We start from the raw sequence: 26787 nt of genomic DNA on the forward strand, positions 1-26787 counted from the left end.
GGGACCAGGTGTCCCGAACAACCACAACCAAGGAGAAACACATCGTGAGCACCGAGATCTTCTACGACGCCGACGCGGACCTGTCCCTGATCCAGAGCAAGAAGGTCGCGATCGTCGGCTACGGCTCGCAGGGCCACGCCCACGCGCAGAACCTGCGCGACTCGGGTGTCGAGGTCGCGATCGCCCTCAAGGAGGGCTCCAAGTCGGCCGCCAAGGCCGAGGAGGCCGGCTTCCCGGTCAAGACCGTCGCCGAGGCCACCGAGTGGGCCGATGTCATCATGATCCTCGCGCCGGACCAGCACCAGCGCACCATCTACAGCGAGTCCATCGCGCCGAACCTCACGGCAGGCAAGACGCTCGCGTTCGCGCACGGCTTCAACATCCGCTTCGGCTACATCGACGCTCCTGAGGGCGTCGACGTGATCCTGGTCGCCCCCAAGGCTCCCGGTCACACGGTCCGTCGCGAGTTCGTCGCCGGTCGCGGCATCCCGGACATCATCGCCGTCGAGCGCGACGCCTCGGGCAAGGCCTGGGACCTGGCGCTGTCCTACGCGAAGGCGATCGGCGGCACCCGGGCCGGCGTCATCAAGACGACCTTCACCGAGGAGACCGAGACCGATCTGTTCGGCGAGCAGGCCGTGCTCTGCGGTGGCGTCAGCCACCTCGTCCAGGCCGGTTTCGAGACGCTGACCGAGGCGGGCTACCAGCCGCAGATCGCGTACTTCGAGGTGCTGCACGAGCTCAAGCTCATCGTGGACCTGATGTGGGAGGGCGGCATCGCCAAGCAGCGCTGGTCGATCTCCGACACCGCCGAGTTCGGCGACTACGTCTCGGGCCCGCGCGTCATCGACGAGCGCGTCAAGGAGAGCATGAAGGGCGTGCTCGCCGACATCCAGTCCGGCGCCTTCGCCAAGCGCTTCATCGACGACCAGGACAACGGGGCCGAGGAGTTCCTCGCGCTGCGCGCCAAGGAGGAGCAGCACCCGATCGAGGTCACCGGCAAGGAGCTGCGTTCGCTCTTCGCCTGGAAGCAGCAGGACGAGGACTACGTCGACGGCAGCGCCGCGCGCTGATTCGATCCTCGAACGAACGGGCGTCCCTTCGGGGGCGCCCGTTCGGCGTTCTCCGCTCGAATTCCTCCGCAGACATCCGATGTCTATGCCAGGATGGACGCATGCGACAGGAATGGTTTGACCGGGCTCGGTTCGGCATGTTCGTCCACTTCGGGCTCTACAGCGGCGCTGCCCGGCACGAATGGGTGCAGAACTACGAGCGCCTCACCGACGAGGACTACCGGCCGTACTTCGAGCACTTCGACCCCGATCTCTTCGACGCCGCCGCTCTCGCGCGCACGGCGAAGGAGACCGGGATGGGCTACGTCGTGCTCACGACGAAGCACCACGAGGGCTTCTGCCTGTGGGACTCGAAGCTGACCGACTTCACCTCCGTGTCCAACGTCGGGCGCGACCTCGTGCGCGAGTACGTGGACGCTCTCCGCGCGGAAGGGCTCAAGGTCGGGCTCTACCACTCGGTGATCGACTGGCATCACCCGGACTTCACGATCGACTGGAACCACCCACGTCGCGACGACGAGAACGCGCAGGCGCTCAACGAGGGCCGCGACATGTCGCGCTACCGCGACTACCTGCACGGCCAGGTGCGGGAGCTGCTCACCCAGTACGGCGAGATCGACTACCTGTTCTTCGACTTCACCTATCCGGAGGAGAAGGACGGCTGGGCGGGCAAGGGACCCGAGGACTGGGATGCGACGGCGCTCCTCGCGCTGTGCCGCGAACTGCAGCCCGCCATGCTGGTGAACGATCGGCTGGGGATCCCCGCCGACTTCGTCACGCCGGAGCAGTATCAGCCGACGTCGCCCCTCACCAGGGACGGTGCGCCGCTGACGTGGGAGGCCTGCCAGACGCTGAACGGCTCCTGGGGCTACGACCGCGACAACACGGACCAGAAGTCGTCCACGCTCCTCGTCCAGATGCTCGTCGACTCGGTCTCCATGGACGGCAACATGCTGCTGAACATCGGGCCGGACGGGCGCGGTGCGATCGCGCCCCGTGATGCGGGCACGCTCGCGGAGATCGGCGAATGGATGCGCCTGCACCGCGACGCCGTGGTCGGGGCGGGGCATGCGCCGTTCGCCCCTCCGCGGGAAGGCGTGTACACGCGGCGCGGCGACCGCCTCTACCTGAGCCTGTTCAGCTGGCCGATGGGATTCGTGCACCTTCCGGGACTCGCCGACAGGGTGTCGTACGCCCGGCTGCTGAATGACGGATCGTGGCTGCGCACGAGCGTGTCTGATCCGGATCGCGAAGCCGATCTGATGACGCCGGCGGGGGAGGCGGAGGGCACCTTGACCGTGCACCTCCCGGTGCGGCGTCCGGACGTGCTCGTCCCCGTGATCGAGCTGACGCTCACCAGGGAGTGACGCCGGCGGTGGCGGCGGCTCAGGCCGTCGCCACCGGGATCTCCATGCCCTCCAGGGCGAGTCGAGCCGCCCCGAAGAGGATCGCGTCGGCTCCCGTGGCCGCCGATTCGATGCGCAGCCGCTGGGTCGCGAGCGGGTGGCACGCCTCGTAGACGCGGCTGCGGACGGCCGCGATGAACGGCTCCGACGCGCTCATGCTGCCGGTGAGGAACACGGCGTGCGGGTTGAAGAAGTTCACGACGCCGGACAGTGCCTGTCCGAGGTGGGTCCCGGCGGTCCGGACGAGGGTGGTCGCGAGGGGATCCGCGTCGCGCGCGAGGGCGAGCACGTCGGTGGTCGCCCGCACGCTCTGGTTGCCGCGCTCGCGCATCTGCCGGACGAGGCTCGCCCCGCTCGCGACCGTCTCGAGACACCCCGTGTTGCCGCAGGAGCAGGGGATGTCGCCGCTGCCGTCGATGCGGGTGTGGGTGATGTCTCCGGCTGCGGACGTCGCGCCGCGGTGGACGTGTCCGTCGACGATGATGCCGCTGCCGATCGCCGTCCCCGCCTTGACGGTGATGCTGTGGCCGGTGTGTCCGAAGCGTTCGCGGTGCTCGCCGAGCGCGGCGAGATTGGCGTCGTTGTCGACCGCGACGGGGACGCCGTAGCGCGCGGAGAGGTGCTCGCCGACGCGGAATCCGGGCCATCCGGGCATTCGTGAGGGCTGGTCGACGGACCCCGTGGCGATGTCGACGGGGCCGGGGAGGCTGATGCCGATCGCATGGACCCTGCCCCCGGTGCCGAGGCGGTCGAAGACGTCGGCGAGACGGTCGAGGGTCGCCTCAGGGCCCTCGGTCACGTCGACGGAGATCGACTCGCTGCCCAGCAGCGTGCCGCTGAGGGAGTGTCGGCCGATGCGGGCATGGCCGCCGCCGAGGTCGGCCGTGAGGACGAAGCCGTCCGCGGCTATCCGCAGCACCCGCGGCCGCCGACCGCCTCGGGATGTGCCGTCTCCTGCTTCTCGGAGGACGCCGGCGTCGAGCAGGGACTGCACCCGGAGCCCGACCGTCGATGCCGCCACGCCGAGCCGGGAGGCGAGCTCCGAACGGGACTGCGCCTCGCCGCGCGCGACGAGGTCGAGGATCCGCCGCGTATGGGGATCGTCGACGGTGGTGTCAGCGGTGTTCGTCATGGGAGCACTTTCCTGTCGGAGCATCGTCAGCGTAGCGGGGGATGGTCATGTTTCCCGGGAGTTACGAATTATCAAGGTCCGATAAACATCGGATGTTCAGCTTGCGGCCCGTTGCGAACTATGAAACGGTAACTTCATACGAAATCCTACTAGGTTGCTTCGGCTCTCGAAATAACCAGTTCCCTTCCAGGAGGCATTCAATGAAGAAGTTGCGTGTAGGGGCTGTGGTCGCCGTCACCGGCGTCGCAGTCGCGATGACCGGCTGCGCGAGCAGCAACAGCGGCGGGTCCGCCGACGGCGACACCATCGTCGTCGACATGTGGGCCGGCAGCGAGTCGGACGTGGACGCCCTCGAGGCCCAGGTCGCGTTCGCGCAGGAGCAGAACCCCGACATCACCATCAAGCTCCAGACGTCGCCGTGGAGCGACTTCTTCACGAAGCTGACCACGAACATGGCCAGCGGCAACATGGCCTGCGTCACCGGGATGAGCGGCGCCCAGTTGGGCGGGTACACGGGCGGTTTCCGCGAGCTCAGCGAGGACGACCTCAAGACGGCCGGCATCGACTGGGATGAGTTCAACCCGAGCGCCGACGGCATCCTGAGCTTCGAGGGCAAGGTCTACGGCGTCCCGTTCGACGTCGCGACGATGCTCGTGTACTACAACCAGGACCTGCTGACCGCGGCCGGTGCGGCGACCCCGGAGATCGGCTGGACGTTCGACGACTTCGACGCCATCGCCGCCGACGCCACGAAGGACGGCAAGTACGGCTTCGGCATGGGCATGGGCGGGTACCAGTGGATGTCGATGCCGATCGCGTACTCCGCGACCCAGCCGGCCTCCGAGGACGGAACGCTGCACATCGACGATGAGGACTTCGTCGACGCGGCCTCCTGGTACGCCGGACTGGTCACCGAGAAGAAGGTCGCCGCTCCCGTGGCTTCGGCCTCCGACACCGGCTGGGGCGAGAACCAGTACACCGGCGCCAACGCGGCGATGGCTGTCGACGGAACCTGGAACGCGGTCAGCTACCTGAACAACGAGTCCGGATTCGCCGCCGGCATGGTGCCGCTGCCCGCCGGCGTGGACGGCAACCCCGGTCCGATCCTCGGCTCCGGCTACGGCATCTCCGCCAACTGCAAGAACCCGGAGGCCGCGCTCAAGGTCATGGGATCGCTGCTCGGTGAGGACGCGCAGGACTACATCGCCTCGTCCGGTCGGTCGTACCCGGCGCGCATCTCGTCGCAGCCGCTGTACTTCGAGTCCATCGACGAGCAGTACCGCGACCAGGTGCAGTCCGTCTTCGAGGCAGCGTTCGGCGACACCGTCCCGCTCTACATGACGAAGAACTGGCAGAAGCTCGACAGCTACATCCAGCCCAACCTCGTCAGCGTCTACAACGGGCAGATGACGATGGAAGAGCTGCTGTCGAACGCGCAGGCGCAGTTCGGCGAGTGACCCGGCTCCGGCCACCGCAGCAGCAGTGCAGTAACAGAGAAAGAAACTGAGATGACGATCACGACGAGACGTCGACGATCGCTCGCCAAGGTGGAGGCCGGTCAGGCGCTGGGATTCGCAAGCCCAGCCCTGATCGGGCTCGCCCTGTTCACGATCGTGCCCGTCGGGCTGTCCATCGTGATGAGCGTCTTCGACTGGCCGACCTTCGGCGAGCGGACCTTCAACGGCGTGGACAACTACGTCAAGCTGTTCACCAGCAGCCCCGACTTCTGGCCGGCGCTGCGCAACTCGGCGGTGTACACCCTGCTGTACGTGCCGCTGAGCGTCGCTCTCTCGCTCGTGCTCGCCCTCGGCCTCAACTCGCGGATCCGCGGCCGCGGCGCGCTGCGGGTGCTGTTCTTCATCCCTGTCGTGACGCCGATGGTCGCCAACGTGCTGGTCTGGAAGATGATGCTGCAGCCGCAGGGACTCTTCAACGGCCTGTCCGTGAGCTGGTTCGGCATCGAGCTGCCCAACTTCCTCGCCGATCCGTCCTGGGCGATGATCATGGTCGTCGTGATGAGCGTCTGGCAGGGACTCGGCTACAACATGCTGATCTTCTCCGCCGCTCTCGAGCAGCTGCCCGAGAGCGTGCTGGAGGCCGCGAGCATCGACGGCGCCCAAGGGCTCCGGCGGGTGTGGAGCATCATCATCCCGATGATCTCGCCGTCGATCTTCTTCGCAACGATCATGACCATGATCACCTCCCTGCAGGTGTTCGTCCAGCCGCAGATGCTCACCGGCGGCGGCCCCGGCAACGCGACGAAGCCACTCGTCATGTACATCTGGGAGCAGGGCTTCACCTTCGGAGACCTCGGCCTGGCTGCCGCGGCCGCGTGGATCCTCTTCGCGATCATCATCGCCATCACGGGTCTCCAGTTCGCCGCGCAGAAGAAGTGGGTGCACTATGAGCACTGAGACCCTCATCCGCCCCACGGGTCGTCGGACCCGGACCGATCGCGAGCGCGCACGCGGAGCCGCGACCACGCCCGCCGCCCGCGCCCGTCTGATCCTGGCGCACGTCGCGATCTACGTCGCGGCCCTGATCTTCATCTCGCCCCTGGTCTACGCGTTCTTCTCGGCTCTCAAGCCCAACTCCGAGATGTTCTCGATGCCTCCGACTCTGGTCGGCTCGGAGCTGCGGTGGAGCAACTTCGTCGACGTGTTCGCCTACGGCCCGTTCGTGACCTACATCGCGAACTCGTTCATCGTCGCCATCCTCGGCACCCTCGTCGTGCTGATCGTCTCCACGACCGCGGGATACGCGTTCGGACGCCTGCGCTGGAAGGGGAGGGACGCCGTCTTCGTGCTGTTCCTCGCGACCCTCATGGTGCCGGCGGAGGTGCTCGTCATCCCGATGTTCCAGGTCATGCAGTGGTTCAACTGGGTCGACACGTACCAGGCGCTGGTGCTCCCGTTCGCCTTCGGGGCCTTCGGGACGTTCCTGATGCGTCAGTTCTTCCGCGGTATCCCGTACGAGCTGGAGGAAGCCGCCCGCGTGGACGGCGCGGGCCCCGTGCGGTCGTTCCTGCAGATCATCCTGCCGTTGTCGAAGTCGGCGGTCGCGGTGCTCGCGGTCTTCACGTTCCTGTCCTTCTGGAACAGCTACCTGTGGCCGCTCATCGTGACGGTCGACTACAACGCCCACGGCACGCTGCCCGTGGGCCTGGCGAGCTTCGCCGGGCTCACCGGCACGCGCTGGGATCTGCAGATGGCCGCCGCGATCATCTCGATGGTGCCGACGACGATTCTCGTGATCGTGCTGCAGAAGCACCTCGTCAAGGGCATCGCGATGGCCGGACTGGGCGGGCGCTGAACATGATCGGTCAGGAGCAGGGGATCACCATGCCCGGCGACAGCACCAGCGGCGCCGCTCTGGTGGGCATCGACATCGGAGGCACGAAGATCGCCGCCCTCCTCGTCAGCGGCGACGGAACGGTCCTCGCCAGGGGAAGCGTGCCCGCGCCGGCGGCCGCCGGGGGAGGAGCGATGGCGGATGCCGCCGCCCATCTCGCCCGAAGGCTCGCGGCGGAGGCCGGTGCGGACATCGCGGCGGCAGGGGTCGGCGCGGCCGGTGTCATCGACCACGACACCGGCACGATCCGGGCCGCCTCCGCGACTTTCGTCGGCTGGGCAGGGTTCCCGCTCGCGGACGAGCTGGAGGTTCGACTCGGCGTGCCGGTGCGGGTCGAGAACGACGTGAACGCCTTCCTGCTCGGCGAGGCGGCCGCCGAGGGTCGCGTCGAGGTCGATGTGCTCGGCGTCATGCTCGGCACCGGCGTCGGCGGCGCCCTCCTCATCGACGGCGAGCTCCACCACGGACCGCACGGCGCCGCGGGGGAGATCGGCCACACCCCCGGCTACAGCGACCTGGTGTGCACGTGCGGCCAGACCGGGCACCTGGAGACGCTGGCGTCCGGCACGTCGATCTCGCTGCGCTATCAGGAGCGGACGGGCGGTGCTCTGCTCGACGCCCGCGCGGTCGCGGATCGCGCTCGCGACGGTGACGCCGATGCGGTCGCCGTGTTCGACGCAGCCGGTCGGGCCGTCGCGCTCGCCTGCGCGAGCGCGGCGACGATCCTGGACCTGCCCTGCGCGATCGTCGGGGGAGGCGTCGCCGCCGCCTGGGACCTCCTGGAGCCCGCGATCGCCCTCACCCTGCGGACCGACTCCCCGGTGTCCGGCATCCCGCTGCGCATCATCCCCGCGGTCCTCGGCTCCGACGCGGTCGCGCTCGGCGCGATCGAGACCGCTCGCCGTGCGCTCGTGCCGGCGGGCGCACACTGAGTCCGAACCTCTTCCGACGAATCCGGCACCGACAAGGAGCGCACCCCGTGACCGCACGTCCCGAAGCCCACGAGATCTGGATGGGCGCCCTTCCGCCCGTCGCCGACGGGGGACTCCCGAAGCCCCGGATCGGCATCGCCGGGATCTCCATCGAGTCGAGCACGTTCTCCCCGCACATCTCCGGCGACGAGGCGTTCACCGTGCGCACGGGAGAGACGCTGCGGAGCTACTACCCGTTCCTGGACCGCGGGCGAGAACTGGCTGCGGCGGCCGAATGGGTGCCGCTGACGCACGGTCGTTCGCTGCCCGGCGGCGCCGTGGCTCCCGAGACGTATCGGCGGATGAAGGATGCGATCGTCGCCGGTATCCGCGAGCAGGGCCCCTTCGACGGGTTCTTCTTCGACATCCACGGTGCGATGAGCGTGGTCGGCATGGACGACGCCGAAGGCGATCTCGCGCTAGCGGTACGCGCGGCGCTCGGTCCCGACACGCTCGTGTCGACCTCGATGGACCTGCACGGCAACGTCTCGGAAGTGCTGCGCGATGCCGTCGACCTGCTCACGTGCTACCGGATGGCGCCGCATGAGGACTGGTTGAACACGAAGGAGCGGGCGGTGTGGAACCTGCTCGCCCGCCTGCGGGGGCCGCACGGCAGCGACCCCCTGCGCCGCCGGCCGTACACGGCGTGGGTGCCGGTTCCGGTGCTGCTGCCGGGCGAGAAGACCAGCACCCGGCTGGAGCCCGCGCGCAGCATCTACGCGCAGCTTCCCGAGATCGAGGCGCTCCCCGGTGTCGTCGACGCCTCGGTCTGGATCGGCTATGCATGGGCGGACGAGCCGCGGTGCCAGGCGTACGTGGTCGTGACCGGTGACGACGAGAAGCTGATCGCCCGCGAAGCGGAGCGTGTCGCCCGCATGTTCTGGGACGCCCGCGAGGACTTCGTCTTCGTGGCCGAGACCGGCTCACTCGATGAGGCGCTCGAGCGAGCCCTCGCCCCCGGCGCTCCCCATCCGTATCTGATCTCCGACTCGGGAGACAACCCGACCGCGGGCGGCGCCGGCGATGTGACGTGGACGCTCGCGCATCTGCTCGCGCGTCCGGAGCTCACCGACGGCAGTCGGACGACCCTCGTGGCCTCGGTGTTCGACAGGGAAGCCGTCGCGCACGCCGTGGCGGCGGGTGTCGGCTCCCCGGTGACGCTCGATGCGGGGGCCCGGGTGGATGCGGGGCCGAGCGGCCCCGTGCGCATCACGGGCACCGTGTTCTCGATCACGGACGGAGACGCCGACGCCGGCACCCAGGTCGTGATCGCGGTGGGCGGACTGCACGCCATCATCACCGAGCGCCGCAAGCCGTTCCACCACCTCTCGGACTTCCGGATGCTGGGCCTCGAACCCACCACCGCCGACATCGTCGTGGTGAAGATCGGCTACCTCGAGCCCGAGCTGTACGAACTCGCCGAGGGCTGGACCCTCGCCCTGACACCCGGCGGCGTCGATCAGGACCTGCTGCGGCTCGGGCATCACCGCCTCCAGCCCGGCGTCTATCCCTTCGACCCGGATGGGCGCCCCGACCTGACAGCGGTGGTCGTCCGCCGCGGAGCCGCCGAGGAGCAGAACGCATGATGAACTTCGAGAAGCGCACCGGCCCCGATCTCGGGGCGAACGCCCCCGTGTATCCGACGCAGGGCGTGCCCGAGTGGTACCGCGACGCGAAGCTCGGCTTCTTCGTGCACTGGGGCCTGTACTCGGTGCCGGCGTGGGCGGTGCAGCACGGGGAAGGAGTGAACATCCCCACCGAAGACGCCTACGCCTGGCACCAGTATGCGGAGTGGTACGGCAACACCGTGCGCATCGCCGGCAGCCCGACGTGGGAGCGGCACCAGCGACAGTACGGCCCGGGGACCTCGTACGAGGACCTGGCGGATCTGTGGGATGCTTCCGCCTTCGATGCGGATACGTTCGTGGGTGAGCTCGTCGGAGCGGGGGCGAAGTACATCGTGCCGACGACGAAGCACCACGAGGGCTTCTGCCTGTGGGACACCGCCACGACCGGCTTCAACACGGCCGCACGGGGTCCGCGCCGCGACCTGATCGCCGAGTTCCACGACGCGACGCGTCGAGCGGGCGCCAAGTTCGGCGTCTACTACTCCGGGGCGCTCGACTGGCACGTGAGCGACTTCCCGCCCATCGAGTCCGACACGGACCTCTTCCGGTACCGCCGCAACGATGAGCACTTCGCGCGCTACTCGGCCGCGCAGTTGGACGAGCTCGTGGCGCGCTTCTCCCCGGACGTGCTCTGGAACGACATCGAGTGGCCCGACGGCGGCAAGGGGCGGGACGAGTACGCGGTCGCCGCGCTCCTGGAGCGGTACTTTGACGCCGTACCCGACGGCGTCGTCAACGACCGCTGGGGCGTTCCGTACCACGGCTTCCTCACCCGCGAGTACACGGACATCCCGGAGATCATCCCGGAGCCGTGGGAGTCGACCCGCGGCCTCGGCTACTCCTTCGGCTTCAACCAGGCCGAGGACGAACGGCATTCGCTCTCGGGGGCGGCCCTGATCCGCCTGCTCGTCGACGTCGTGGCGAAGAACGGCAACCTGCTGATCAACGTCGGACCGGCCGCAGACGGCTCCATCCCGGAACTGCAGCGTCGCGCGATGCGAGAGCTCGGCGCGTGGCTGCAGACCAACGGCGCGGCGATCTACGGCACCCGCCCGTGGATCCGGATGGGGGAGCGCACCGGTGCCCCGCGGCGCTACACGACCACCGGAGAAACCGTGCACGTGCACGCTCTCGACCCGACAGTCGGCACGCTCGACCTCCCGGACGAACTCGTGCAGTCCGACCTGCGGTGGGCGGACGGCAGCGTGGTGGAGAGGGCCGACGGCGATCGTGCGGTCGTGGTGATCCCCGAGCGGCTGCGCGGCGAGGCTGTCGCGGTCCTGTCCGCAGGCTGAGACGGATCGGATCGCGACGAGGCATGGGCTCTCCCTGGATCATCCGGGAGAGCCCACGCCGTCTCGCGAGGATCAGGGGCGCGTGAGCTCGGCGAGCACTTCGATCACGTGGCGGTACGGTCGGCCGGTCGCGCGCGTCATGCCGATCTCGCAGGTGCGGTTCGCCGACACGAAGGCATCGAAACCGCCGCGTTCGACGTCGGCCGCGGCGATCTCCGCGGATTCCTGCGCGGTGGCGCTGGCGGTCAGTTCCGGGTGCAGCATGCCGCGGTCGCCCGCGAAGGCGCAGCAGCCCCATCCGTCGGGCACGAACACGTCGTCGGCGACGGCCTCGGCGATCGCGGTCAGCGCTCCCGTCGCTCCGAGCGCGGTGGTCGAGCACGTCGGATGCACGGCGACAGTGGGCAGCTTCGCGGGAACGCTCAGCCTCGGCAGCACTTCGCGCGCCACGAAGGTGGTCGCGTCCTCGATCCGCAGCCCGGTGTACCGCGGATTCTTCGCCACGGCCTGCGCGAGCATCACGTCCAGACCCTCGGTGCAGGAGGCCGCGTCGCACACCACGGGAAGGTCGCCGTGCCTGCTGGCCTCCCAGAGCGAGTCCAGCACGCGGTCGGCCATGAGCGCATAGCCGTCGAGATGTCCCTTCGACTTCCAAGGCGTGCCGCAGCAGAGGCCGCCGTTCTCCTCCGGGATGACGACAGGGATCCCGGCGCGGTCGAGCAGCTCGCGCAGGGCATCCCGCGATCCCTGGCCCTCGCCCTCGGCCCCGAACATCGTGCCGATGCAGGCGCCGAAGAACACGGCCTGCGCGTCGGACGGCGCCTCCGGGCGCGGCGGCTTCGATCCGCCGCCGGGGAGCCCGCGGTCGTAGAGCGGCACGGTGTCGGTGCCCAGAACCGCGCGGCCGAGGTGCGTGACCCCGCGGACCAGGGGTGCAGGGAGAGCGTCCGCGACGGTGAGCGCGACACCGCCGGCGCGGGTGACAGTACCCCAGTGCTTGGCGGCGGTGCCCCACACGGCACCCTCGACCGCGTTGGACTGCTCGGCCCGGAGACGGCGGACGAGGTCGCCCGTGTTGATGTCGACAGGACAGGCGACGCCGCACATGCCGTCCACCGCGCAGGTCTGGACGCCGTCGTAGTCGTAGTCCTTCTGCAGGTCGCGCAGCAGATCGGTGTCGCCCTGCTCCTCGGCCCACGCCATGTCGCGCCGGATCACGATGCGCTGTCGAGGCGTGAGCGTGATGCTCTTGCTCGGACAGGTCGGCTCGCAGTAGCCGCACTCGACGCAGCGGTCGACCTCGTGCTCGACCGTCGGCACCCGCTTGAGGTCCTTGAGGTACGACTCGGGGTCGTCGGAGAGCACGACGCCGGGATTGAGGATGCCGTCGGGGTCGAGCAGCGCCTTGATCTCCCACATCATGTCGGTGAGGGCGTCGCCGTATTGGCGACGGACGAACGGCGCCATGATGCGGCCCGTGCCGTGCTCCGCCTTCAGCGAGCCCTGCTGCGACAGTACGAGCTCGACGAGGTCGTCGGTGAAGCGCCGGTAGCGGGCGACGCTGTCGGCGTCGTCGAAGCGCTCGTTCAGAAGGAAGTGCACGTTGCCGTCCTTCGCATGCCCGAAGATGACGGAACCCTCGTAGCCGTGCGCGGCGAACAGCTCGATGAGCCGTTCGCAGGTGTGCAGCAGCCGGGGAACGGGGACCACGATGTCCTCGAGCAGAGCGGTCGTGCCGGATGGACGCGCGCCGGCGACAGCGGTGTAGAGCCCCTTGCGGACGTGCCAGAGAGCGGCACGTTCCGTCGCATCGGTGGTGAGACGCGGAGGCACCGCCAACGGCAGCGCCTCGAAGTGCGCCTGAGCGGACGCGCTCGCGTCCGCGAGGGCCTCGGCGCTCTCGGCGTGGACCTCGACGAGGAGCGCGGCGTGCCCGGCGACGGCGATCTCGGCGATCGCCGCCGGCACGTCGCTGAGGCCCTGTGCCACGCGCAGCGACGCCGCGTCCAGGAGTTCGATCGTGGCCAGACCGAGTCGTGTCAGGTCGGGGAGAGCCGTCATCGCGTCGGACAGCGTCTCGAAGACCAGGAGGCCGGTGGCGATGGCGGGTCGTACCGCGATCGTCCGGAAGCGGGCCTCCGCGACGAAGGCGAGGGTCCCCTCGGAGCCGATGATCAGGTGCTCGAGGATGCGCACGGGGTCCTCGAAGTCGAGCAGCGCGTTCAGCCCGTATCCCATGGTGTTCTTCATCGAGAACTGCTGGCGGAGGAAGGCCACGTGCTCCGGAGAGGAGAGCAGACGGGCGCGCAGGGCGAGCAGGCCCTCAGCGATCGCGGGCTCAGCCGCGCGCAGCACCTCGTCGGCGTCGGGGCGCCCGGTGTCGAGGACCGTGCCGCTGGGGAGGACGATCGTCATCGACTCGATGGTCTGATACGAGTTCTCCGTGATGCCGCACGCCATGCCGCTGGAGTTGTTCGCGACGACGCCGCCGATCGTGCACGCGATCTCGCTCGCGGGATCCGGGCCGAGCTTGCGGCGGTGACGGGCGAGACGGGTGTTGACCTGGCGCACGGTGGCCCCGGGACCGACCCGAACCGTCGCCCCGTCGTCCTCGACGCGGATGTCACGGAAGCCGCTGCGCGTGTCGACCAGGATGTCGCCGCTGACGCTCTGACCGGAGAGGCTGGTGCCCCCGGACCGGAAGGTGAGCGTGCGCCCGGCGGCACGGACGGCGCCGAAAGCACGCGCCACACCCTCGACGTCGGCGGGGGAGAGGACGGCATCGGGGATCAGCAGATAGTGAGAGGCATCGTGCGCGCGGGAGAAGCGGTCGATGGAGCGCGAGTGAACCCGGGTCGTCGAGCCCAGCAGGGCGGGGTCCAGCGGTTCGGCGAGTGTGGTCGGCACGGTGCTCCTCTGCTCCGTCGAAAGATTGTCAGACAAGTGTACCGAGCCGCGGTCCTTCATTAGGCTGGGGCGATGAGCACGACCGAGACCCCGCCCGCGCCCCTCGGGATCGTCGGCGTCGTGGACGCGGTGACCGCCCAGCTGCGGGAGCGCATCCTGAGCGGTGCCATCCGCTCCGGCGCGCCCCTCACCGAAGCGGCCGTCTCGCAGACGTACGGGGTGGCCAGACCGAGCGCGAAGGCGGCGATCGAGCAGCTCGTCGCCAGCGGGCTGCTGGTGCGCACGGCGCATCGCAGTGCTCGCGTGGTCGGCATCGACCCCGAGACGGTGCGCGACGTCTACCGCACCAGGACGCGGTTGGAGAGTGCAGCGCTGCGCGAGCTCTCCGCACGGCGAGCCGTCCCCGGGGCCGCGGTCGATGCGAACACCGAGCTCCTCGCGATGCCGGCAGGGCCCGACCCGGCGACCGTGGATCCCGACCTGCGCTTCCACACGGCTCTGATCGACGCGCTGTCGAGCGAGCGCACCGGCCGGATGTATCGCAGCGTCCTCGACGAGGTGCGGCTGTGCATGGCGCAGGTGCAGGGGAGGAAGCTGCTCGACGCCGCAGACATCGCCGCGCAGCACGCCGACATCCTCGACGCGGTCGCATCCGGGGAAGGGGAGCGCGCAGCAGCGCTCCTCGAGGCGCATCTCTCCTCCGCCGAGGAGCGCCTGGTCGAGGCGCTCTCCGGGGAGTAGCCGCGTCGCCGGCCTATTCGGCGGGCGCGTCCTCGACCTGGATCGGGGCTTCGGCGGGGTCAGCCCACTCGGGAGCGGGCAGCACGGTGTCGACCTCGCCGGCCTGGATCGCCCGCAGCGCTTCCGTGATCTCCTCGTCGTTCTCGGGGACCGGGAGGCCGCAGGTGCGCAGCTCCGAGGCGAACTGCAGCGTCAGACGGATCTTGCCGGCCTCGACGGCCTGCGCGGTCGTACCCGTGCGGATCTCGCTGCCGGTCTGGATCGCGGGCACCTCGTCGCAGACGTGATACACCTTGCCTCCGTCCACCCAGACGACCTCGTCCTTGCCGAGGAGCTGGATCACGGCCGACTGGTCGGCGGTGTACTGCTCGACGGACGGCGGGTCGAAGTCGGCGCCGATGAAGACCGCGAGGGCTGCGAGCACGACGCCGACGATCCCGGCCGTGGCCTTCTGTCCCTTGTCCATGTCCTTGTTCAGGAAGACCAGGATCACGAGCGGGAGGAAGGCGACCACCGCGATGATGGCCCCGAGCTGGTTCTGCACGAAGAACCGCGTCTTGTCCGATCGGCGTGCAGGGTCGAGGCGATTGGCCTTCTTCCACAGCACGGAACCGGTGATGGACAGGGCGGCGATCACGACGAGCAGCACGAGGAGTGTGATGAACGCCCACTGCGGGAACGTCGCCGTGACCCCCTGCTCCTCCAGCAGCCCCGTGTCGGGGTCGCGCACCAGCGTGCCGTCCTCGCCGACGAAGACCCGCTGACGCAGGAGCCAGAAGATGCCGACGCCCTCGCCGACGATCGCGAGCGCCCAGAGCACGCCGGCGATCCACCGGAAACGGGTGGCCTTCGCCTTCGCCGCGGGAGTCGGAACCCACCCTGCGGGCGGCTCTGTCGTCGGGGAATGCTCGATGCCGGCGTCGGTCCTGTCGCTCTCGGCCACGGTGCTCCCTTTCCGTCCGCTGCCCGCCGCTCCGGCTGAAGGCAACCCCGATCCTAGTGGACCGGGTGTCCTACGCTGGGGGACATGACTTCCGATTCCGACGACGCCCTGAGCTGGGACGGCGACGAGGTGGCACCCGCGAAGGACGGAGCGCTCCCGCCAGGGTGGAATGCCGTCGGCAGGGGGAGCGACGAGGTCGGACGCCTCGCGGACGACGGCACCGTCGTCGCCCCGCAGGAAGAGGAACCCGTTGGGTTGAGCACTCCGATGCTGCTGATCCTGGGCGTCGTCGGCGGCATTTACCTCCTCTACACGATCGGCTGGCTGATCGGCGGACTGCGGCTGCAGCCGCTGGCGTCGTTCCTCGTCTCGGACGCCATGTTCCTGCCGTGGTTCGTGCTGGCGATCGCCGCACCCGCGCTGTGGTTCCTCGCGAGCTGGGTCCTCACCCGAGGGCGGGCGGCGTGGATACGCATCGCGGTGCTGTTCGCCGGGGTCGTGCTGCTCGTTCCCTGGCCCTTCGTCACCGTAGGAGCGATCGGATGATGACCTCCCCCTCGAACACCGGATCGTCGGTCGCCCGATCGCCTCGCTGGCTGGTGGGTCTCGTCATCGGGCTCGCCGGACTCTTCTACGCGTATGCGGTCTGGAACGCCGTCGCCCACCTGATCACGATGGCGCAGACGGGACTGACGGGGGGCGGCTGGGCGACTCTGCTGTTCGGCGTCGTCTTCCCGGCCATCGTCTTCGCCTTCGCCTATGCCATCGGTCGGCGTCGCAGCGTCGGGGAGCTCGCGCTGGTGTTCCTCGCCGGTCTGGGCATCGTCGCCGTGTTCTGGATGAGCCTGATCGCGTTGAGCCTGACTCTTCCCAGCGCCTGATCGCTGCCGATCCCGCCCTGCGCGGGGTGTCACACGGCACGGGACCGCATGGGCCCTCGGGTAGAGTTGACGCGATCGCGCCCCCATGGTGTGCGGCGCATCGGCCCCTCCCGCCTGCCGCGCTGCCCCGAAGGATCCACTGTGCCGAAGCCCGTCGTGCTCATCGCCGAAGTACTCTCTCCCGCCACGATCGAGGCCCTCGGTCCCGATTTCGACGTCCGTGACGTCGACGGCACCGACCGCGAGGCGCTGTTCGCCGCGCTGGCGGATGCGGACGCCGTCCTGGTCCGCTCGGCCACCCGCATCGACGAGGAAGCGCTGACGCACGCCCCGAAGCTGAAGGTCGTCGCCCGAGCCGGCGTCGGTCTCGACAACGTCGACATCAAGGCCGCGACGGCTGCCGGTGTCATGGTCGTCAACGCGCCGACCTCCAACATCGTCTCGGCCGCCGAGCTCACGGTGGGCCACATCCTGAGCCTGGCCCGCCGCATCCCGGCCGCGCACGCCTCGCTGTCAGCGGGGGCGTGGAAGCGCAGCTCGTTCACCGGTGCCGAGCTGTTCGAGAAGACCGTCGGCATCGTCGGCCTCGGCCGGATCGGTGCTCTCGTCGCCGCCCGCCTGGCCGCCTTCGACATGCGCGTCGTCGCGTACGACCCCTACGTCACCTCCGCGCGCGCCCAGCAGCTCGGCGTGCAGCTCCTCTCGCTGGACGAGCTCGTCGCGGAGTCCGACTTCCTCACGATCCACATGCCGAAGACGCCCGAGACCACGGGCATGATCGGTGCCGAGCAGTTCAAGGCCATGAAGCCGACCGCCTTCGTCGTGAACGTCGCGCGCGGCGGCCTGATCGATGAAGAGGCCCTGCGCGAAGCGCTGATCGCGGGCGAGATCGCCGGCGCCGGGCTCGACGTCTTCACGTCGGAACCGCCCGTCGAAGGCGGCACGGCGCACGCGCTGCTCGGCCTGCCGAACGTCGTCGTGACACCGCACCTCGGCGCCAGCACGGAGGAGGCGCAGGAAAAGGCCGGCGTCTCGGTCGCCCGCTCGGTGCGCCTCGCCCTCGGCGGTGACCTGGTGCCCGACGCGGTGAACGTCGCCGGCGGTGTGATCGACCCCTATGTGCGCCCCGGTATCTCGCTGGTCGAGAAGCTCGGCCAGATCTTCGCCGCCCTGGCGACCTCGCCGCTCACCAGCCTCGACGTGGAGGTGCACGGCGAGCTCAACGAGTACGACGTGAGCGTGCTGAAGCTCGCTGCGCTGAAGGGCGTGTTCACCAACATCGTCAGCGAGACCGTGTCGTACGTGAACGCGCCGCTCCTCGCCGAGCAGCGCGGCATCGCGGTGCGGCTGCTCAAGGATGACGTGAGCGACGAGTACCGCAACGTGATCACGCTCACGGGAGCGCTGTCCGACGGCTCGCAGCTGTCCGTGTCGGGGACGCTGACCGGTCCGAAGCAGGCCGAGAAGCTGGTCGGCATCAACGACCACGCGCTCGAGCTGCCGATCGAGAAGCACCACGTCGTGATGCTCTACACCGACCGTCCCGGCATCGTGGCCGTCTACGGGCAGAAGTTCGGCGAGGCCGGCATCAACATCGCCGGGATGCAGATCGCCCGGCAGGCGGCTGGCGCACAGGCGCTGAGCGTGCTGACGCTGGATTCGCCCGTGTCGGACGAGCTGCTCGACGACGTGCGCGACGCGATCGACGCCGACCTGTTCCGTCAGATCGAGATCACCGAGATCTGAGCCGAAGCACGTCACGGGGGCGGGAGCGCGAAGCTCCCGCCCCCTTCCGTGTCCGCCGGCGTCAGGCGGTCGCCTTCAGGACCAGCGCGATCAGATCGGCGAGCTCGTGGCTTCGGGGGACCAGCCGCTCCGGTCCGTGCACGTCGAGCGAGTTGTTGAAGTAGAGCCCGTCGCTGACCAGCATCACGAGGTCGAGGCTGGCGCTGTCGCGCACGTGCGGGCGGATGGTCTCGGCCCACCGCCGACGGGTCTCGCGGAGAATGTCGCCCGCGCGGGTGGAGCCGCCCTGGGCGAGTCGGGTCGCGGCGATGAGCGCCCGGTCGAGCGCATCGTCCTCCATCACGGAGGTGCGCACGTAGTAGGCGACGGGACCCTCCTCGGCGGCCGTCATGCGCTCGAGGTCCAAGGTCGTGAGGTGATCGAGGCGCTCGAGGAGTCCGCCCTCGAGCTCCTCCTTCGAGCCGAAGTGATACAGCAGCCCGCCCTTGGAGACGCCCGCTGCTCTGGCGGTCGCTTCGAGCGTCGCGGCCCGCTCTCCCTCGGCGATGAGGATCTCTTCGAAGGCGTCGAGCACCTTCTCGCGGGCGAGGGGAGGTCGGGGCATCGTGGATCCTCTGCACAGCTGGGACGGGCCGGATTCTGTTACTATACCATCCGGACGGTTCACTAACCGTGCGATCACGAACCTGAGAGGTGTTCCATGACCCGTACTGCGTCGATCCCGACGACAGAGACGGAAGCTCCCCGCGTCGGAGTCCGCGGCTGGATGGCGCTCGTCGTCCTCATGCTGCCGGTGCTGCTGGTGTCGGTGGACAACACGGTGCTGAGCTTCGCGCTCCCGGAGATCTCCATCGCGCTCGCGCCGACCGGGGCCGAGCAGCTGTGGATCATCGACGTGTACCCCCTCGTGCTCGCCGGACTCCTCGTGACGATGGGCACGCTCGGGGACCGGTTCGGTCGTCGCAAGCTGCTCCTCATCGGCGCGACGGGCTTCGCCGCAGTCTCGGCACTCGCCGCGTTCGCCCCGACGGCCGGGCTGCTCATCGCGGCGCGGGCGCTGCTCGGCTTCTTCGGCGCCATGCTGATGCCGTCGACCCTCTCGCTCCTGCGCTCGATCTTCCAGAACCGCGACCAGCGCCGCATGGCGATCGCGGTGTGGGCCTCGGCGTTCTCCGCGGGGTCGGCCCTGGGCCCCATCGTGGGCGGTTTCCTGCTCGAGCACTTCGCCTGGGGCTCGGTCTTCCTCATCGCGGTCCCGGTCCTGATCCCGCTGCTGGTCGCCGCACCGCTCCTCGTCCCGGAGAGCCGCGACCCGAACCCGGGTCGCATCGACCTCCTCAGCATCCTCCTGTCCATGGCGACCATGATCCCGGTGGTGTACGCGATCAAGTCCCTGGCGGTCGACGGCCCGAGCCTCACGGCCGCTGCGTGGGCGCTGCTCGGCTTCGGAATGGGCTACCTGTTCGTGCGTCGTCAGCTCCGAGCCGCGACGCCGATGCTCGACATGGCCCTCTTCACGCGCGGCTCGTTCTCCGGGGCGATCCTGGTGAACCTGCTCAGCGTGGTGGCGCTCGTCGGCTTCCTCTACTTCGTCTCCCAGCATCTGCAGCTCGTCCTGGGCCTGTCGCCGATGGTGGCAGGGCTCGCGCTCGTGCCCGGAATGGTCGCGATGATCGTGGCCGGGCTCACCGTGGTGCCGGTCTCGCGGCGCGTCCCGCCGCACATCGTGATCCCCGCGGCCCTGGCCTTCTCCGTCGCCGGCTACCTGATCGTGGCCTTCACCACCCACGAGCACGGCGTGCTGCCGCTCGTGATCGCGTTCGTGGTGCTGGGTATCGGCATCGGCGCGGCCGAGACCATCTCCAACGAGCTGATCCTCTCGAGCGCCCCGGCGGCCAAGGCCGGTGCGGCGAGTGCAGTGTCCGAGACCGCGTACGAGCTCGGCGCCGTGCTGGGCACCGCGGTGCTCGGCGGCATCATCACGGCCTTCTACCGTGGTGCACTCGTGCTTCCGGATGGACTGCCCGCGGATGTCGCGCATGCGGCGGGGGAGACCCTCGCCGGCGCGTACACGGCCGCCCAGGAGCTGCCGGGCGCTCTGGGTGCGGCGCTGTGGGATGCCGCGGCCGCGGCATTCGGCTCCGGAGTCATGGTGACCTCGCTCATCGGCGCGGTACTCGTGGTCGCGGCGGGCGTGATCGCCGCCGTCACACTGCGCAAGGCACCCACGCACTGACCAGTACGCTGGGAGGACCGGCTCGCCTGCTCCCGGGCGGGCAGGAGCCGGTCCACCCCCGTGCAGTGCGCAAGGAGTCTCATGTCGCGTGTCGTGAAGCTGGCCGTCATCCCCGGTGACGGCATCGGTCCCGAGGTCATCGCCGAGGCGGAGAAGGTGCTCGACGCCATCACCGCGGACAGCGACGTGACCTTCGACAAGACCCGCTTCTCGCTCGGTGCCGGCCGGTTCCTCGAGACCGGCGACACGCTCACGGACGACGACCTCGCCGCGATCTCCGCCCACGACGCGATCCTGCTCGGAGCGGTCGGCGGCACCCCGGGGGACCCGCGGCTGAAGGATGCGAACATCGAGCGCGGACTGCTGCTCAAGCTCCGCTTCACGCTCGACCACTACGTGAACCTGCGTCCCTCGAAGCTCTTCGCCGGGGCGCCCGGTCCGCTGTCGAACCCGGGCGAGGTCGACTTCGTCGTCGTCCGCGAGGGGACGGAGGGGCCCTACGTCGGCAACGGCGGAGCGATCCGGAAGGGGACGCCGCAGGAGGTGGCGAACGAGACCTCCGTGAACACGGCCTTCGGTGTCGAGCGGGTCGTCCGCTATGCGTTCGCCCTCGCGGAGCGTCGTCGCAAGAAGCTGACCCTCGTGCACAAGACCAACGTGCTCGTGCATGCGGGTGCCATCTGGCAGCGCGTCGTGAACGAGGTCGCCGGCGAGCACCCCGACGTCGCCGTCGACTATCTGCACGTCGACGCCGCCACCATCTTCCTGGTCACCGATCCCTCGCGCTTCGACGTGATCGTGACCGACAACCTCTTCGGTGACATCCTCACCGACCTCGCCGGCGCCGTCACGGGCGGCATCGGCCTCGCCGCCTCCGGGAACATCAATCCCGATGGCAACTTCCCGTCGATGTTCGAGCCCGTGCACGGCTCGGCGCCGGACATCGCGGGTCAGCAGAAGGCCGACCCGACCGCCGCGATCCTCTCGATCGCGCTGCTGCTCGACCACCTCGGCCTGACGGCCGAGTCGGCGCGGGTGAGCGCCGCGGTCGAGGCGGACATCGCCGCCCGCAGCGGTGCCCGCACCACCGCGGAGATCGGCTCCGCGATCACTGCCCGTCTCTGAACGGCGGGCGTAGGCTGACAGGGCGCGAGGATGCGCCCGCCCCACGAGGATTGGATGATGACATGACGACGATCGACGCCGAGACGAGCGTGGCTCCCCTGGAGTTCGCCGTGACGAAGAACCTGAACGCGGCCTCGCCGGCCCGCCTCGCCGAGGTGCTGGAGAACCCCGGGTTCGGGGTCGTCTTCACGGACCACATGGTCGACATCTGCTGGTCGGCCAAGGGCGGCTGGCACCGTCCGCGCGTGCAGCCCTACGGTCCGATCCCGCTCGACCCCGCCGCCTCCGTGCTGCACTACGCGCAGGAGATCTTCGAGGGCATCAAGGCCTACCGGCACGCCGACGGCTCGATCCACACCTTCCGTCCCGACCGCAACGCCGCGCGCATGCAGGCGAGCGCCCGCCGCCTCGCGCTGCCGGAGCTGCCGACCGAGTACTTCATCCAGTCGTTGCGAGAGCTGATCGCGGTCGACGGCCGCTGGGTGCCCTCCGGCGCCGACCAGAGCCTGTACCTGCGGCCGTTCATGTTCGCCAAGGAGGCCTTCCTCGGCGTGCGGGCCGCGCAGAAGGTTGCCTACTACGTGATCGCGAGCCCCGCCGGCGCTTACTTCACCGGCGGCGTGAAGCCGGTCCGGATCTGGCTCTCCGAGGACTACGCCCGCGCGGGCCGCGGCGGCACCGGCAAGGCGAAGACGGGGGGCAACTACGCCTCCAGCCTCCTGCCGCAGGCCGAGGCCAGCGCGAAGGGCTGCGACCAGGTCGTGTTCCTCAACGAGAACCGCGATGTCGAGGAGCTCGGCGGCATGAACGTCGTGTTCGTGTTCAAGGACGGTCGGGTCGTCACACCCGAGTCCGACAGCATCCTCGAGGGCATCACGCGCGACTCGCTGCTGCAGCTCGCCGAGGACCGCGGCTACACGGTCGAGAAGCGTCCGATCTCGATCGACGAGTGGCGCGAGGGCGTGGCCTCCGGCGACATCGTCGAGGTGTTCGCCTGTGGCACGGCCGCGGTCGTGACCCCGATCGGCGCGCTCGTGGGCGACGGCTTCGACGAGCCGCAGCCGCTGGGCGAGCTGGCGCTGTCCCTCCGCGAGGAGCTCACCGACATCCAGTACGGCCGCCGCGAGGACAAGCACGGCTGGCTGCTCCGCCTCGACGCCTGACCCTCTCTCCCCGAGACCCCGCCTTCTCGCCGACACCCCGCCGTGTCGACGCGTGGAAGGCGGGGTCTCGGCGTGTAACCGGGGTCTCGCGCGCTGGGATGGTTCCTGCACAGGGGAGGAGGATGCGCGAGATGAGGGGTGGGAGTGTGGAGAACGGGGGGAGGAGGGGGTGAGCGGGGGAGAGTGAGGGGATGTCGCGGCGCCTCTCGTTCTCCGAAGCCTGGGATCTCGTGCGGTCGCGCGAGGAGGTCCTCGACGCGGGGATGACGGAGCGGGAGCTGGCGGCGGCGGTCGGAGTCGGCAGATTGATGCGCGTGCACCGCGGAGCGTACGTCGACGCGGATGTCTGGGACGAGCTGTGGCCCGAGGGACGGCAGCTCGTCCGGGTCTGCGCCGTCCGCAGAGCAAGCCCCGGCGGAGGTCCCGTGTTCTCGCATCTCTCCGCGGCGGCGCTCTGGGGGCTGCCGCTCGTGGGGCCGATCCGGGACGACGTGCACACCGCGATCCGCAGTCGTCGACACACCAGGACCGAAGCCGGGGTCATCCGACATCAGCTGGCGCTCGATGAGGCGGATATCGTCTCGCGGCACGGGCTCCGGTGTACGTCGCTGACTCGCACGGTGTTCGACCTCGCCCGACTGCTGCGTCCGGAGGCCGTCGTCGCCGCGGGGGACGCGGCCCTGCGCCTGGTCTCGGTCGAGGGGCACGCGGTCGACCTCGACGCCGTCGCGGCGTGGCGGGCCGAGGTCGAGGGGCTGTGCGCGGCAGGGCTCCGGGGTGTGCGGCGCGCGCGGTGGATCGCTGCCTTCGCCGACGGACGGGCCCAGCTCCCGGGCGAGAGTGTGAGCCGCCTCCAGCTCCATCGGCTCGGCTTCCGGGACGTCGATCTGCAGATCCCGATCGTGGGCTCCGACGGCGCACGCTATTTCGCCGACTTCGGTTTCCTGCGGTGGCAGGCGTTCGGCGAGTTCGACGGCGAGGACAAGTACCGGGACGCGGACCTGCGGACAGCCGCCACGGCGACCGATGCGGTGATGGCGGAGAAGCACCGCGAGGACGAGATCCGCGGGGTCACGGGATGGCGCGTGGTGCGCTGGGGCTCCCGACACATCCGCACGCCGGAGGACCTCGGGCGCCGGCTCGCCGCGTTCGGCATCCGCCCTCCCGGATGAGCTCCGCTGAGACCCCGGAATCCCCGCGAGACCCCGCCCTGCCTTCGCGAGCAGCCCGGGGTCTGGGCGACAAACCGGGGTTTCGACGGGTGGGGGACGGGACGCGGGGGATCTAGGCTGGGGGCATGAAGATCGCCCGGTTCAGCCACGACGAAGCCATCATGTACGGGATCATCGACGAGCGCGAGCTCGTGGTCCTGGCCGGGGATCCGATGTTCGCCGGATACGAGACCACGGGCGCACGCGTGCCGCTGGCGGATGCCGCTCTGCTCGCGCCGGTCATCCCGCGGTCGAAGGTCGTCTGCGTGGGGAAGAACTATCACGACCACGCGGCCGAGATGGGGGGAGTGGCGCCGGAGGAGCCTCTGCTGTTCCTCAAGCCGAACACCGCCGTCATCGGACCGGGCGACACGATCGTGCGCCCGACGCTCTCCGAGCGCACCGAGTACGAAGGCGAGCTCGTCGTCGTGATCGGGAAGATCGCGAAGAACGTCAAGGCCGAGAATGCGCTCGACTACGTGCTCGGCTACACGATCGGCAACGACGTGACGGCCCGTGATCTGCAGCGCAAGGACGGACAGTGGTCCCGGGCCAAGGGGTTCGACACCTTCTGCCCGCTCGGGCCCGTGATCGAGACGGACTTCGATCCGGCCAACGCCACGATCGAGACGCGGGTCAACGGCGAGGTGCGCCAGCACGCGCCGCTGACCGACATGATCCACTCGGTGCCGGCGATCATCGAGTACGCCTCCGCCGTGTTCACACTCCTGCCGGGCGACGTCATCATGACGGGGACTCCCGCGGGCGTGGGCACCTTCGAGGCGGGCGACGTGGTCGAGGTGGAGATCTCCGGGCTGGGCATCCTGCGCAACACGGTGCGCGACGCCGTTCCCGCGACATGACCGACATCGCCCTCACGGCGAGGCAGCAGGCGACGGTCCAGCGTCGGACCGTCCTGGTGCTGTCGTTCGGGCAGGTGCTCGGCGGGATCGCCTTCGGTGCCACGGTCTCGCTCGGCGCGCTTCTGGCGGCGGACATCTCCGGCAACGACGCGCTGTCCGGTCTGGCGACGGCCTCGGTGACGCTGGGAGCGGCCGCGTGCGCCATCCCGCTCGCCCGCCTCGCCGCTCGCGTGGGGCGTCGTCGTGCGCTCACGCTCGGCAACCTGTTCGCCCTGGTGGGCATCGCGGTCGTCATCCTCGCTGCTTCTCTGCGGATCTTCCCGCTGCTGCTCGTCGGCATCCTGATGATCGGCGCAGGCAACGCGGGGAACCTGCAGTCGCGATTCGCGGCGACCGACCTCGCGGCACCGCAGCATCGCGGCCGGGATCTGTCGATCGTCGTGTGGTCGACCACGATCGGCGGGGTCGCCGGTCCGCTCCTTCTCGGGCCGGGCGAGATCGTCGGGCAGGCGGTGGGGATGCCGCCGCAGACGGGCTCGTATCTCTTCTCGTTCGTGGCGCAGTGCGCGGCGCTCGTGCTCTACGTCGTCGCTCTGCGTCCGGACCCGCTGCTCGCGGCGCAGCGGCTCGCGAAGGCGTCCGCCGCGACCGCCGGTGCGGTGGCCGTCGATCGACCGCGCGTCGCCCGGTACGCGATCTTCGCGATCGCCGGATCCCACGTGGTCATGGCCTCGGTCATGGCCATGACGCCCGTGCATCTCTCGCACATGGCGCACGGCGCCGGGGGTATGGCAGCGACCCCCGCCGATGTGTCAGCGCTCGTGGGGATCACTATCGCGTTGCACGTGGGCGGCATGTACGCGCTGTCGCCCGTCTTCGGTGTGCTGGCCGACCGCTGGGGCAGACTGCAGGTGGTGCTGCTCGGACAGGTGCTGCTCGCCGGTGCCCTGGCGTTCGCGGTGTTCACCGGCACGGAGGCGTGGGGAGTCATGGTCGCGCTCATCCTGCTCGGCCTGGGATGGAGCGCGGCTACGGTGGCCGGTGCCGCGCTTCTCACCGAGGCGTCCGCCCCCGAGCTCCGCACTCGCAGGCAAGGCCGCAGCGATTCGCTGATGAGCTTGTCCGCGGCGGCGGGGTCGGTGCTGGCCGGCGTGGTGCTGGCGAACTTCCAGTACGCGGGGCTCGGCGTGGCCGCTTTCATCCTGGTCATCGCGATCGTGGCGCTGTCCCCGCTCGCGCGTTCCCGCGCCTGATGAAGGACTGGGCCGGCGTCGGCGAGGCGTATTCCGCCTCCTACGCCGCACTCTGTGCCGGGACCCTGCCCGCGATGCAGCGCGCACTCGGGGCACCGCACGGGCGCAGCCTGCTCGACGTCGGGGCCGGCGACGGAAGGCTCGCTGCGGCCTGGGCCGACGCGGGATGGCGCGTCCAGGCGTGCGAGCCGGAGGCCTCCATGCGGGCGGTGGCGCATCGCGACCGTCCGCAGGTCGACATGATCGATGCGGGACTGCCGGATCTGCCGTTCCCCGACGGCGCCGTCGACGTGGTCGTGGCGAACTTCGTGCTGAACCATGTCGACTCGCCACGCAGGTCGGCGGCCGAACTGCGGCGCGTGAGCCGTGGCGCCGTGGTCGCGACGATCTGGACGCTCTCGCCCTCCTGGCTCTGGGCGGACGTTGCGGAACGCGCGGGCGTGGCGCCGCTCGTCGGGGTGAAGCTCCCGGCCGACGAGGACTTCGAGCGGACCCCCGACGGCTTCGCGCGGATGCTGCGGGACGCGGGTCTGGAGCGCCCGGTGGTCGCCGAGCGCCGCTGGACCTGGAACGCCGACCCGAACAGGCTCTGGAGGTCGGTCGAAGGCGGCGTGGCCGATGCCGGCGCTCTCTACACCGCGCTCGCCTCCGATGAGCGTCGGCGGTTCCGTGCGGCGTTCGAGGCCGTCGCGGACGAGCGCGGCGTCGACGGCTTCCTGCCCCTGGAACACCGTGCGGCGGTCGCCGTGAACCTGTTGCCCTGAGTTCCCGTGGACGCGGTGCGCACTGCGCTACGGTCCGAGCCATGTCCGCTCTCGCCGGACGAGTCGCCGCAGGTGCCGTGCTCGCCGTCGCCGTCGGC

At 69.8% G+C, this 26787-nt stretch carries 23 protein-coding genes; 19 read left to right on the top strand and 4 right to left on the bottom strand.

Going from position 1 to position 26787, the window contains the following annotated elements:
- Positions 1-44: 44 nt before the first annotated feature.
- Together ilvC and F6A08_RS10250 are read left to right on the top strand one after the other, a co-directional pair.
- Complete coding sequence (ilvC, locus tag F6A08_RS10245) at positions 45-1073, top strand: ketol-acid reductoisomerase (protein ID WP_017204433.1); 1029 nt, start codon at positions 45-47, stop codon at positions 1071-1073.
- Positions 1074-1210: 137 nt separating this feature from the next.
- Positions 1211-2440: an alpha-L-fucosidase gene (locus tag F6A08_RS10250; protein ID WP_420846042.1), complete on the top strand. Its 1230-nt coding sequence runs from the start codon at positions 1211-1213 to the stop codon at positions 2438-2440.
- 19 nt (positions 2441-2459) lie between these two features.
- Here the strand turns inward: F6A08_RS10250 and F6A08_RS10255 are convergent, their stop codons facing one another.
- Positions 2460-3611: an ROK family transcriptional regulator gene (locus F6A08_RS10255; RefSeq protein WP_151459388.1), complete on the bottom strand. Its 1152-nt coding sequence runs from the start codon at positions 3609-3611 to the stop codon at positions 2460-2462.
- A 200-nt stretch (positions 3612-3811) separates the two neighbouring features.
- Between F6A08_RS10255 and F6A08_RS10260 the strand changes: the two genes are divergently transcribed.
- The 6 genes from F6A08_RS10260 to F6A08_RS10285 all read left to right on the top strand — a co-directional run bounded on the left by F6A08_RS10260 (position 3812) and on the right by F6A08_RS10285 (position 10856).
- Positions 3812-5068, top strand: coding sequence for an ABC transporter substrate-binding protein (locus tag F6A08_RS10260; RefSeq protein WP_225855806.1), 1257 nt, complete (start codon positions 3812-3814; stop codon positions 5066-5068).
- A 51-nt stretch (positions 5069-5119) separates the two neighbouring features.
- Positions 5120-6025, top strand: coding sequence for a carbohydrate ABC transporter permease (locus F6A08_RS10265; protein WP_017204437.1), 906 nt, complete (start codon positions 5120-5122; stop codon positions 6023-6025).
- Positions 6015-6923, top strand: a complete 909-nt coding sequence (locus F6A08_RS10270; protein WP_017204438.1) for a carbohydrate ABC transporter permease — start codon at positions 6015-6017, stop codon at positions 6921-6923. Before F6A08_RS10265 ends, F6A08_RS10270 begins: the two co-directional genes overlap by 11 nt.
- Before the next feature lie 2 nt (positions 6924-6925).
- The gene (locus tag F6A08_RS10275) at positions 6926-7894 is read left to right on the top strand and encodes an ROK family protein (RefSeq protein WP_124895410.1); all 969 of its coding nucleotides are present in this window, start codon (positions 6926-6928) and stop codon (positions 7892-7894) included.
- Between the two features lie 80 nt (positions 7895-7974).
- Entirely contained in the window at positions 7975-9519 is a 1545-nt protein-coding gene (locus F6A08_RS10280) for a M81 family metallopeptidase (protein ID WP_338100869.1), read from the top strand.
- Entirely contained in the window at positions 9516-10856 is a 1341-nt protein-coding gene (locus tag F6A08_RS10285; protein ID WP_151459390.1) for an alpha-L-fucosidase, read from the top strand. The genes F6A08_RS10280 and F6A08_RS10285 overlap by 4 nt, the downstream gene beginning before the upstream one ends.
- A 72-nt stretch (positions 10857-10928) precedes the next feature.
- Here F6A08_RS10285 and F6A08_RS10290 read toward each other — a convergent pair whose 3' ends face one another.
- Positions 10929-13823 (bottom strand): FAD-binding and (Fe-S)-binding domain-containing protein, encoded by a 2895-nt coding sequence (locus tag F6A08_RS10290; protein WP_420846036.1) that lies wholly within the window; start codon positions 13821-13823, stop codon positions 10929-10931.
- Between the two features lie 12 nt (positions 13824-13835).
- On the opposite strand from F6A08_RS10290, the gene F6A08_RS10295 reads away from it, so the two are divergent.
- Complete coding sequence (locus F6A08_RS10295; protein WP_151459392.1) at positions 13836-14504, top strand: GntR family transcriptional regulator; 669 nt, start codon at positions 13836-13838, stop codon at positions 14502-14504.
- Between the two features lie 13 nt (positions 14505-14517).
- Here F6A08_RS10295 and F6A08_RS10300 read toward each other — a convergent pair whose 3' ends face one another.
- The gene (locus tag F6A08_RS10300; protein ID WP_017204445.1) at positions 14518-15447 is read right to left on the bottom strand and encodes a hypothetical protein; all 930 of its coding nucleotides are present in this window, start codon (positions 15445-15447) and stop codon (positions 14518-14520) included.
- An 84-nt stretch (positions 15448-15531) separates the two neighbouring features.
- On the opposite strand from F6A08_RS10300, the gene F6A08_RS10305 reads away from it, so the two are divergent.
- The 3 genes from F6A08_RS10305 (at position 15532) to serA (ending at position 18074) form a co-directional block, all read left to right on the top strand.
- Entirely contained in the window at positions 15532-15993 is a 462-nt protein-coding gene (locus F6A08_RS10305; RefSeq protein WP_017204446.1) for a hypothetical protein, read from the top strand.
- On the top strand, positions 15990-16328 hold the full coding sequence (locus F6A08_RS10310; protein ID WP_017204447.1) for a hypothetical protein: 339 nt from the start codon (positions 15990-15992) through the stop codon (positions 16326-16328). Before F6A08_RS10305 ends, F6A08_RS10310 begins: the two co-directional genes overlap by 4 nt.
- Positions 16329-16469: 141 nt before the next feature.
- On the top strand, positions 16470-18074 hold the full coding sequence (gene serA, locus F6A08_RS10315) for a phosphoglycerate dehydrogenase (protein ID WP_151459393.1): 1605 nt from the start codon (positions 16470-16472) through the stop codon (positions 18072-18074).
- A gap of 61 nt (positions 18075-18135) precedes the next feature.
- On the opposite strand, the gene F6A08_RS10320 is transcribed toward serA, so the two are convergent.
- Positions 18136-18678 (bottom strand): TetR/AcrR family transcriptional regulator, encoded by a 543-nt coding sequence (locus tag F6A08_RS10320; protein WP_151459394.1) that lies wholly within the window; start codon positions 18676-18678, stop codon positions 18136-18138.
- A 96-nt stretch (positions 18679-18774) separates the two neighbouring features.
- Here F6A08_RS10320 and F6A08_RS10325 point away from each other — a divergent pair, with 96 nt between their 5' ends.
- The 7 genes from F6A08_RS10325 (at position 18775) to F6A08_RS10355 (ending at position 26689) form a co-directional block, all read left to right on the top strand.
- Positions 18775-20310 carry an MFS transporter gene (locus F6A08_RS10325; RefSeq protein ID WP_151459395.1) on the top strand — a complete coding sequence of 512 codons (1536 nt, stop codon included), beginning with the start codon at positions 18775-18777 and terminating at the stop codon, positions 20308-20310.
- Positions 20311-20391: 81 nt separating this feature from the next.
- Complete coding sequence (locus F6A08_RS10330) at positions 20392-21435, top strand: 3-isopropylmalate dehydrogenase (RefSeq protein ID WP_151459396.1); 1044 nt, start codon at positions 20392-20394, stop codon at positions 21433-21435.
- 62 nt (positions 21436-21497) lie between these two features.
- Positions 21498-22598: a branched-chain amino acid aminotransferase gene (locus F6A08_RS10335; protein ID WP_017204452.1), complete on the top strand. Its 1101-nt coding sequence runs from the start codon at positions 21498-21500 to the stop codon at positions 22596-22598.
- Between the two features lie 191 nt (positions 22599-22789).
- On the top strand, positions 22790-23770 hold the full coding sequence (locus F6A08_RS10340) for a hypothetical protein (protein ID WP_151459397.1): 981 nt from the start codon (positions 22790-22792) through the stop codon (positions 23768-23770).
- Positions 23771-23895: 125 nt separating this feature from the next.
- Complete coding sequence (locus tag F6A08_RS10345; protein WP_017204454.1) at positions 23896-24672, top strand: fumarylacetoacetate hydrolase family protein; 777 nt, start codon at positions 23896-23898, stop codon at positions 24670-24672.
- Positions 24669-25925, top strand: a complete 1257-nt coding sequence (locus F6A08_RS10350) for an MFS transporter (protein WP_151459398.1) — start codon at positions 24669-24671, stop codon at positions 25923-25925. Before F6A08_RS10345 ends, F6A08_RS10350 begins: the two co-directional genes overlap by 4 nt.
- On the top strand, positions 25925-26689 hold the full coding sequence (locus F6A08_RS10355) for a class I SAM-dependent methyltransferase (protein WP_151459399.1): 765 nt from the start codon (positions 25925-25927) through the stop codon (positions 26687-26689). Before F6A08_RS10350 ends, F6A08_RS10355 begins: the two co-directional genes overlap by 1 nt.
- The last annotated feature ends 98 nt before the right edge of the window (positions 26690-26787 follow it).

This window comes from Microbacterium algeriense, from assembly GCF_008868005.1.
Lineage (GTDB): Bacteria > Actinomycetota > Actinomycetes > Actinomycetales > Microbacteriaceae > Microbacterium > Microbacterium algeriense.

Bases quoted from the DNA above. Each gene is read 5' to 3' on its own strand.
- F6A08_RS10350 (WP_151459398.1), top strand. From the start codon at position 24,669: ATGACCGACATCGCCCTCACGGCGAGGCAGCAGGCGACGGTCCAGCGT.
- F6A08_RS10295 (WP_151459392.1), top strand. From the start codon at position 13,836: ATGAGCACGACCGAGACCCCGCCCGCGCCCCTCGGGATCGTCGGCGTC.
- F6A08_RS10305 (WP_017204446.1), top strand. From the start codon at position 15,532: ATGACTTCCGATTCCGACGACGCCCTGAGCTGGGACGGCGACGAGGTG.
- F6A08_RS10280 (WP_338100869.1), top strand. From the start codon at position 7,975: ATGGGCGCCCTTCCGCCCGTCGCCGACGGGGGACTCCCGAAGCCCCGG.
- F6A08_RS10340 (WP_151459397.1), top strand. From the start codon at position 22,790: ATGTCGCGGCGCCTCTCGTTCTCCGAAGCCTGGGATCTCGTGCGGTCG.
- F6A08_RS10330 (WP_151459396.1), top strand. From the start codon at position 20,392: ATGTCGCGTGTCGTGAAGCTGGCCGTCATCCCCGGTGACGGCATCGGT.
- F6A08_RS10250 (WP_420846042.1), top strand. From the start codon at position 1,211: ATGTTCGTCCACTTCGGGCTCTACAGCGGCGCTGCCCGGCACGAATGG.
- F6A08_RS10275 (WP_124895410.1), top strand. From the start codon at position 6,926: ATGATCGGTCAGGAGCAGGGGATCACCATGCCCGGCGACAGCACCAGC.
- F6A08_RS10285 (WP_151459390.1), top strand. From the start codon at position 9,516: ATGATGAACTTCGAGAAGCGCACCGGCCCCGATCTCGGGGCGAACGCC.
- F6A08_RS10270 (WP_017204438.1), top strand. From the start codon at position 6,015: ATGAGCACTGAGACCCTCATCCGCCCCACGGGTCGTCGGACCCGGACC.
- F6A08_RS10290 (WP_420846036.1), bottom strand. From the start codon at position 13,823: ATGAAGGACCGCGGCTCGGTACACTTGTCTGACAATCTTTCGACGGAG.
- F6A08_RS10310 (WP_017204447.1), top strand. From the start codon at position 15,990: ATGATGACCTCCCCCTCGAACACCGGATCGTCGGTCGCCCGATCGCCT.
- F6A08_RS10335 (WP_017204452.1), top strand. From the start codon at position 21,498: ATGACGACGATCGACGCCGAGACGAGCGTGGCTCCCCTGGAGTTCGCC.
- F6A08_RS10260 (WP_225855806.1), top strand. From the start codon at position 3,812: ATGAAGAAGTTGCGTGTAGGGGCTGTGGTCGCCGTCACCGGCGTCGCA.
- F6A08_RS10345 (WP_017204454.1), top strand. From the start codon at position 23,896: ATGAAGATCGCCCGGTTCAGCCACGACGAAGCCATCATGTACGGGATC.
- F6A08_RS10320 (WP_151459394.1), bottom strand. From the start codon at position 18,678: ATGCCCCGACCTCCCCTCGCCCGCGAGAAGGTGCTCGACGCCTTCGAA.
- F6A08_RS10355 (WP_151459399.1), top strand. From the start codon at position 25,925: ATGAAGGACTGGGCCGGCGTCGGCGAGGCGTATTCCGCCTCCTACGCC.
- F6A08_RS10255 (WP_151459388.1), bottom strand. From the start codon at position 3,611: ATGACGAACACCGCTGACACCACCGTCGACGATCCCCATACGCGGCGG.
- F6A08_RS10265 (WP_017204437.1), top strand. From the start codon at position 5,120: ATGACGATCACGACGAGACGTCGACGATCGCTCGCCAAGGTGGAGGCC.
- F6A08_RS10325 (WP_151459395.1), top strand. From the start codon at position 18,775: ATGACCCGTACTGCGTCGATCCCGACGACAGAGACGGAAGCTCCCCGC.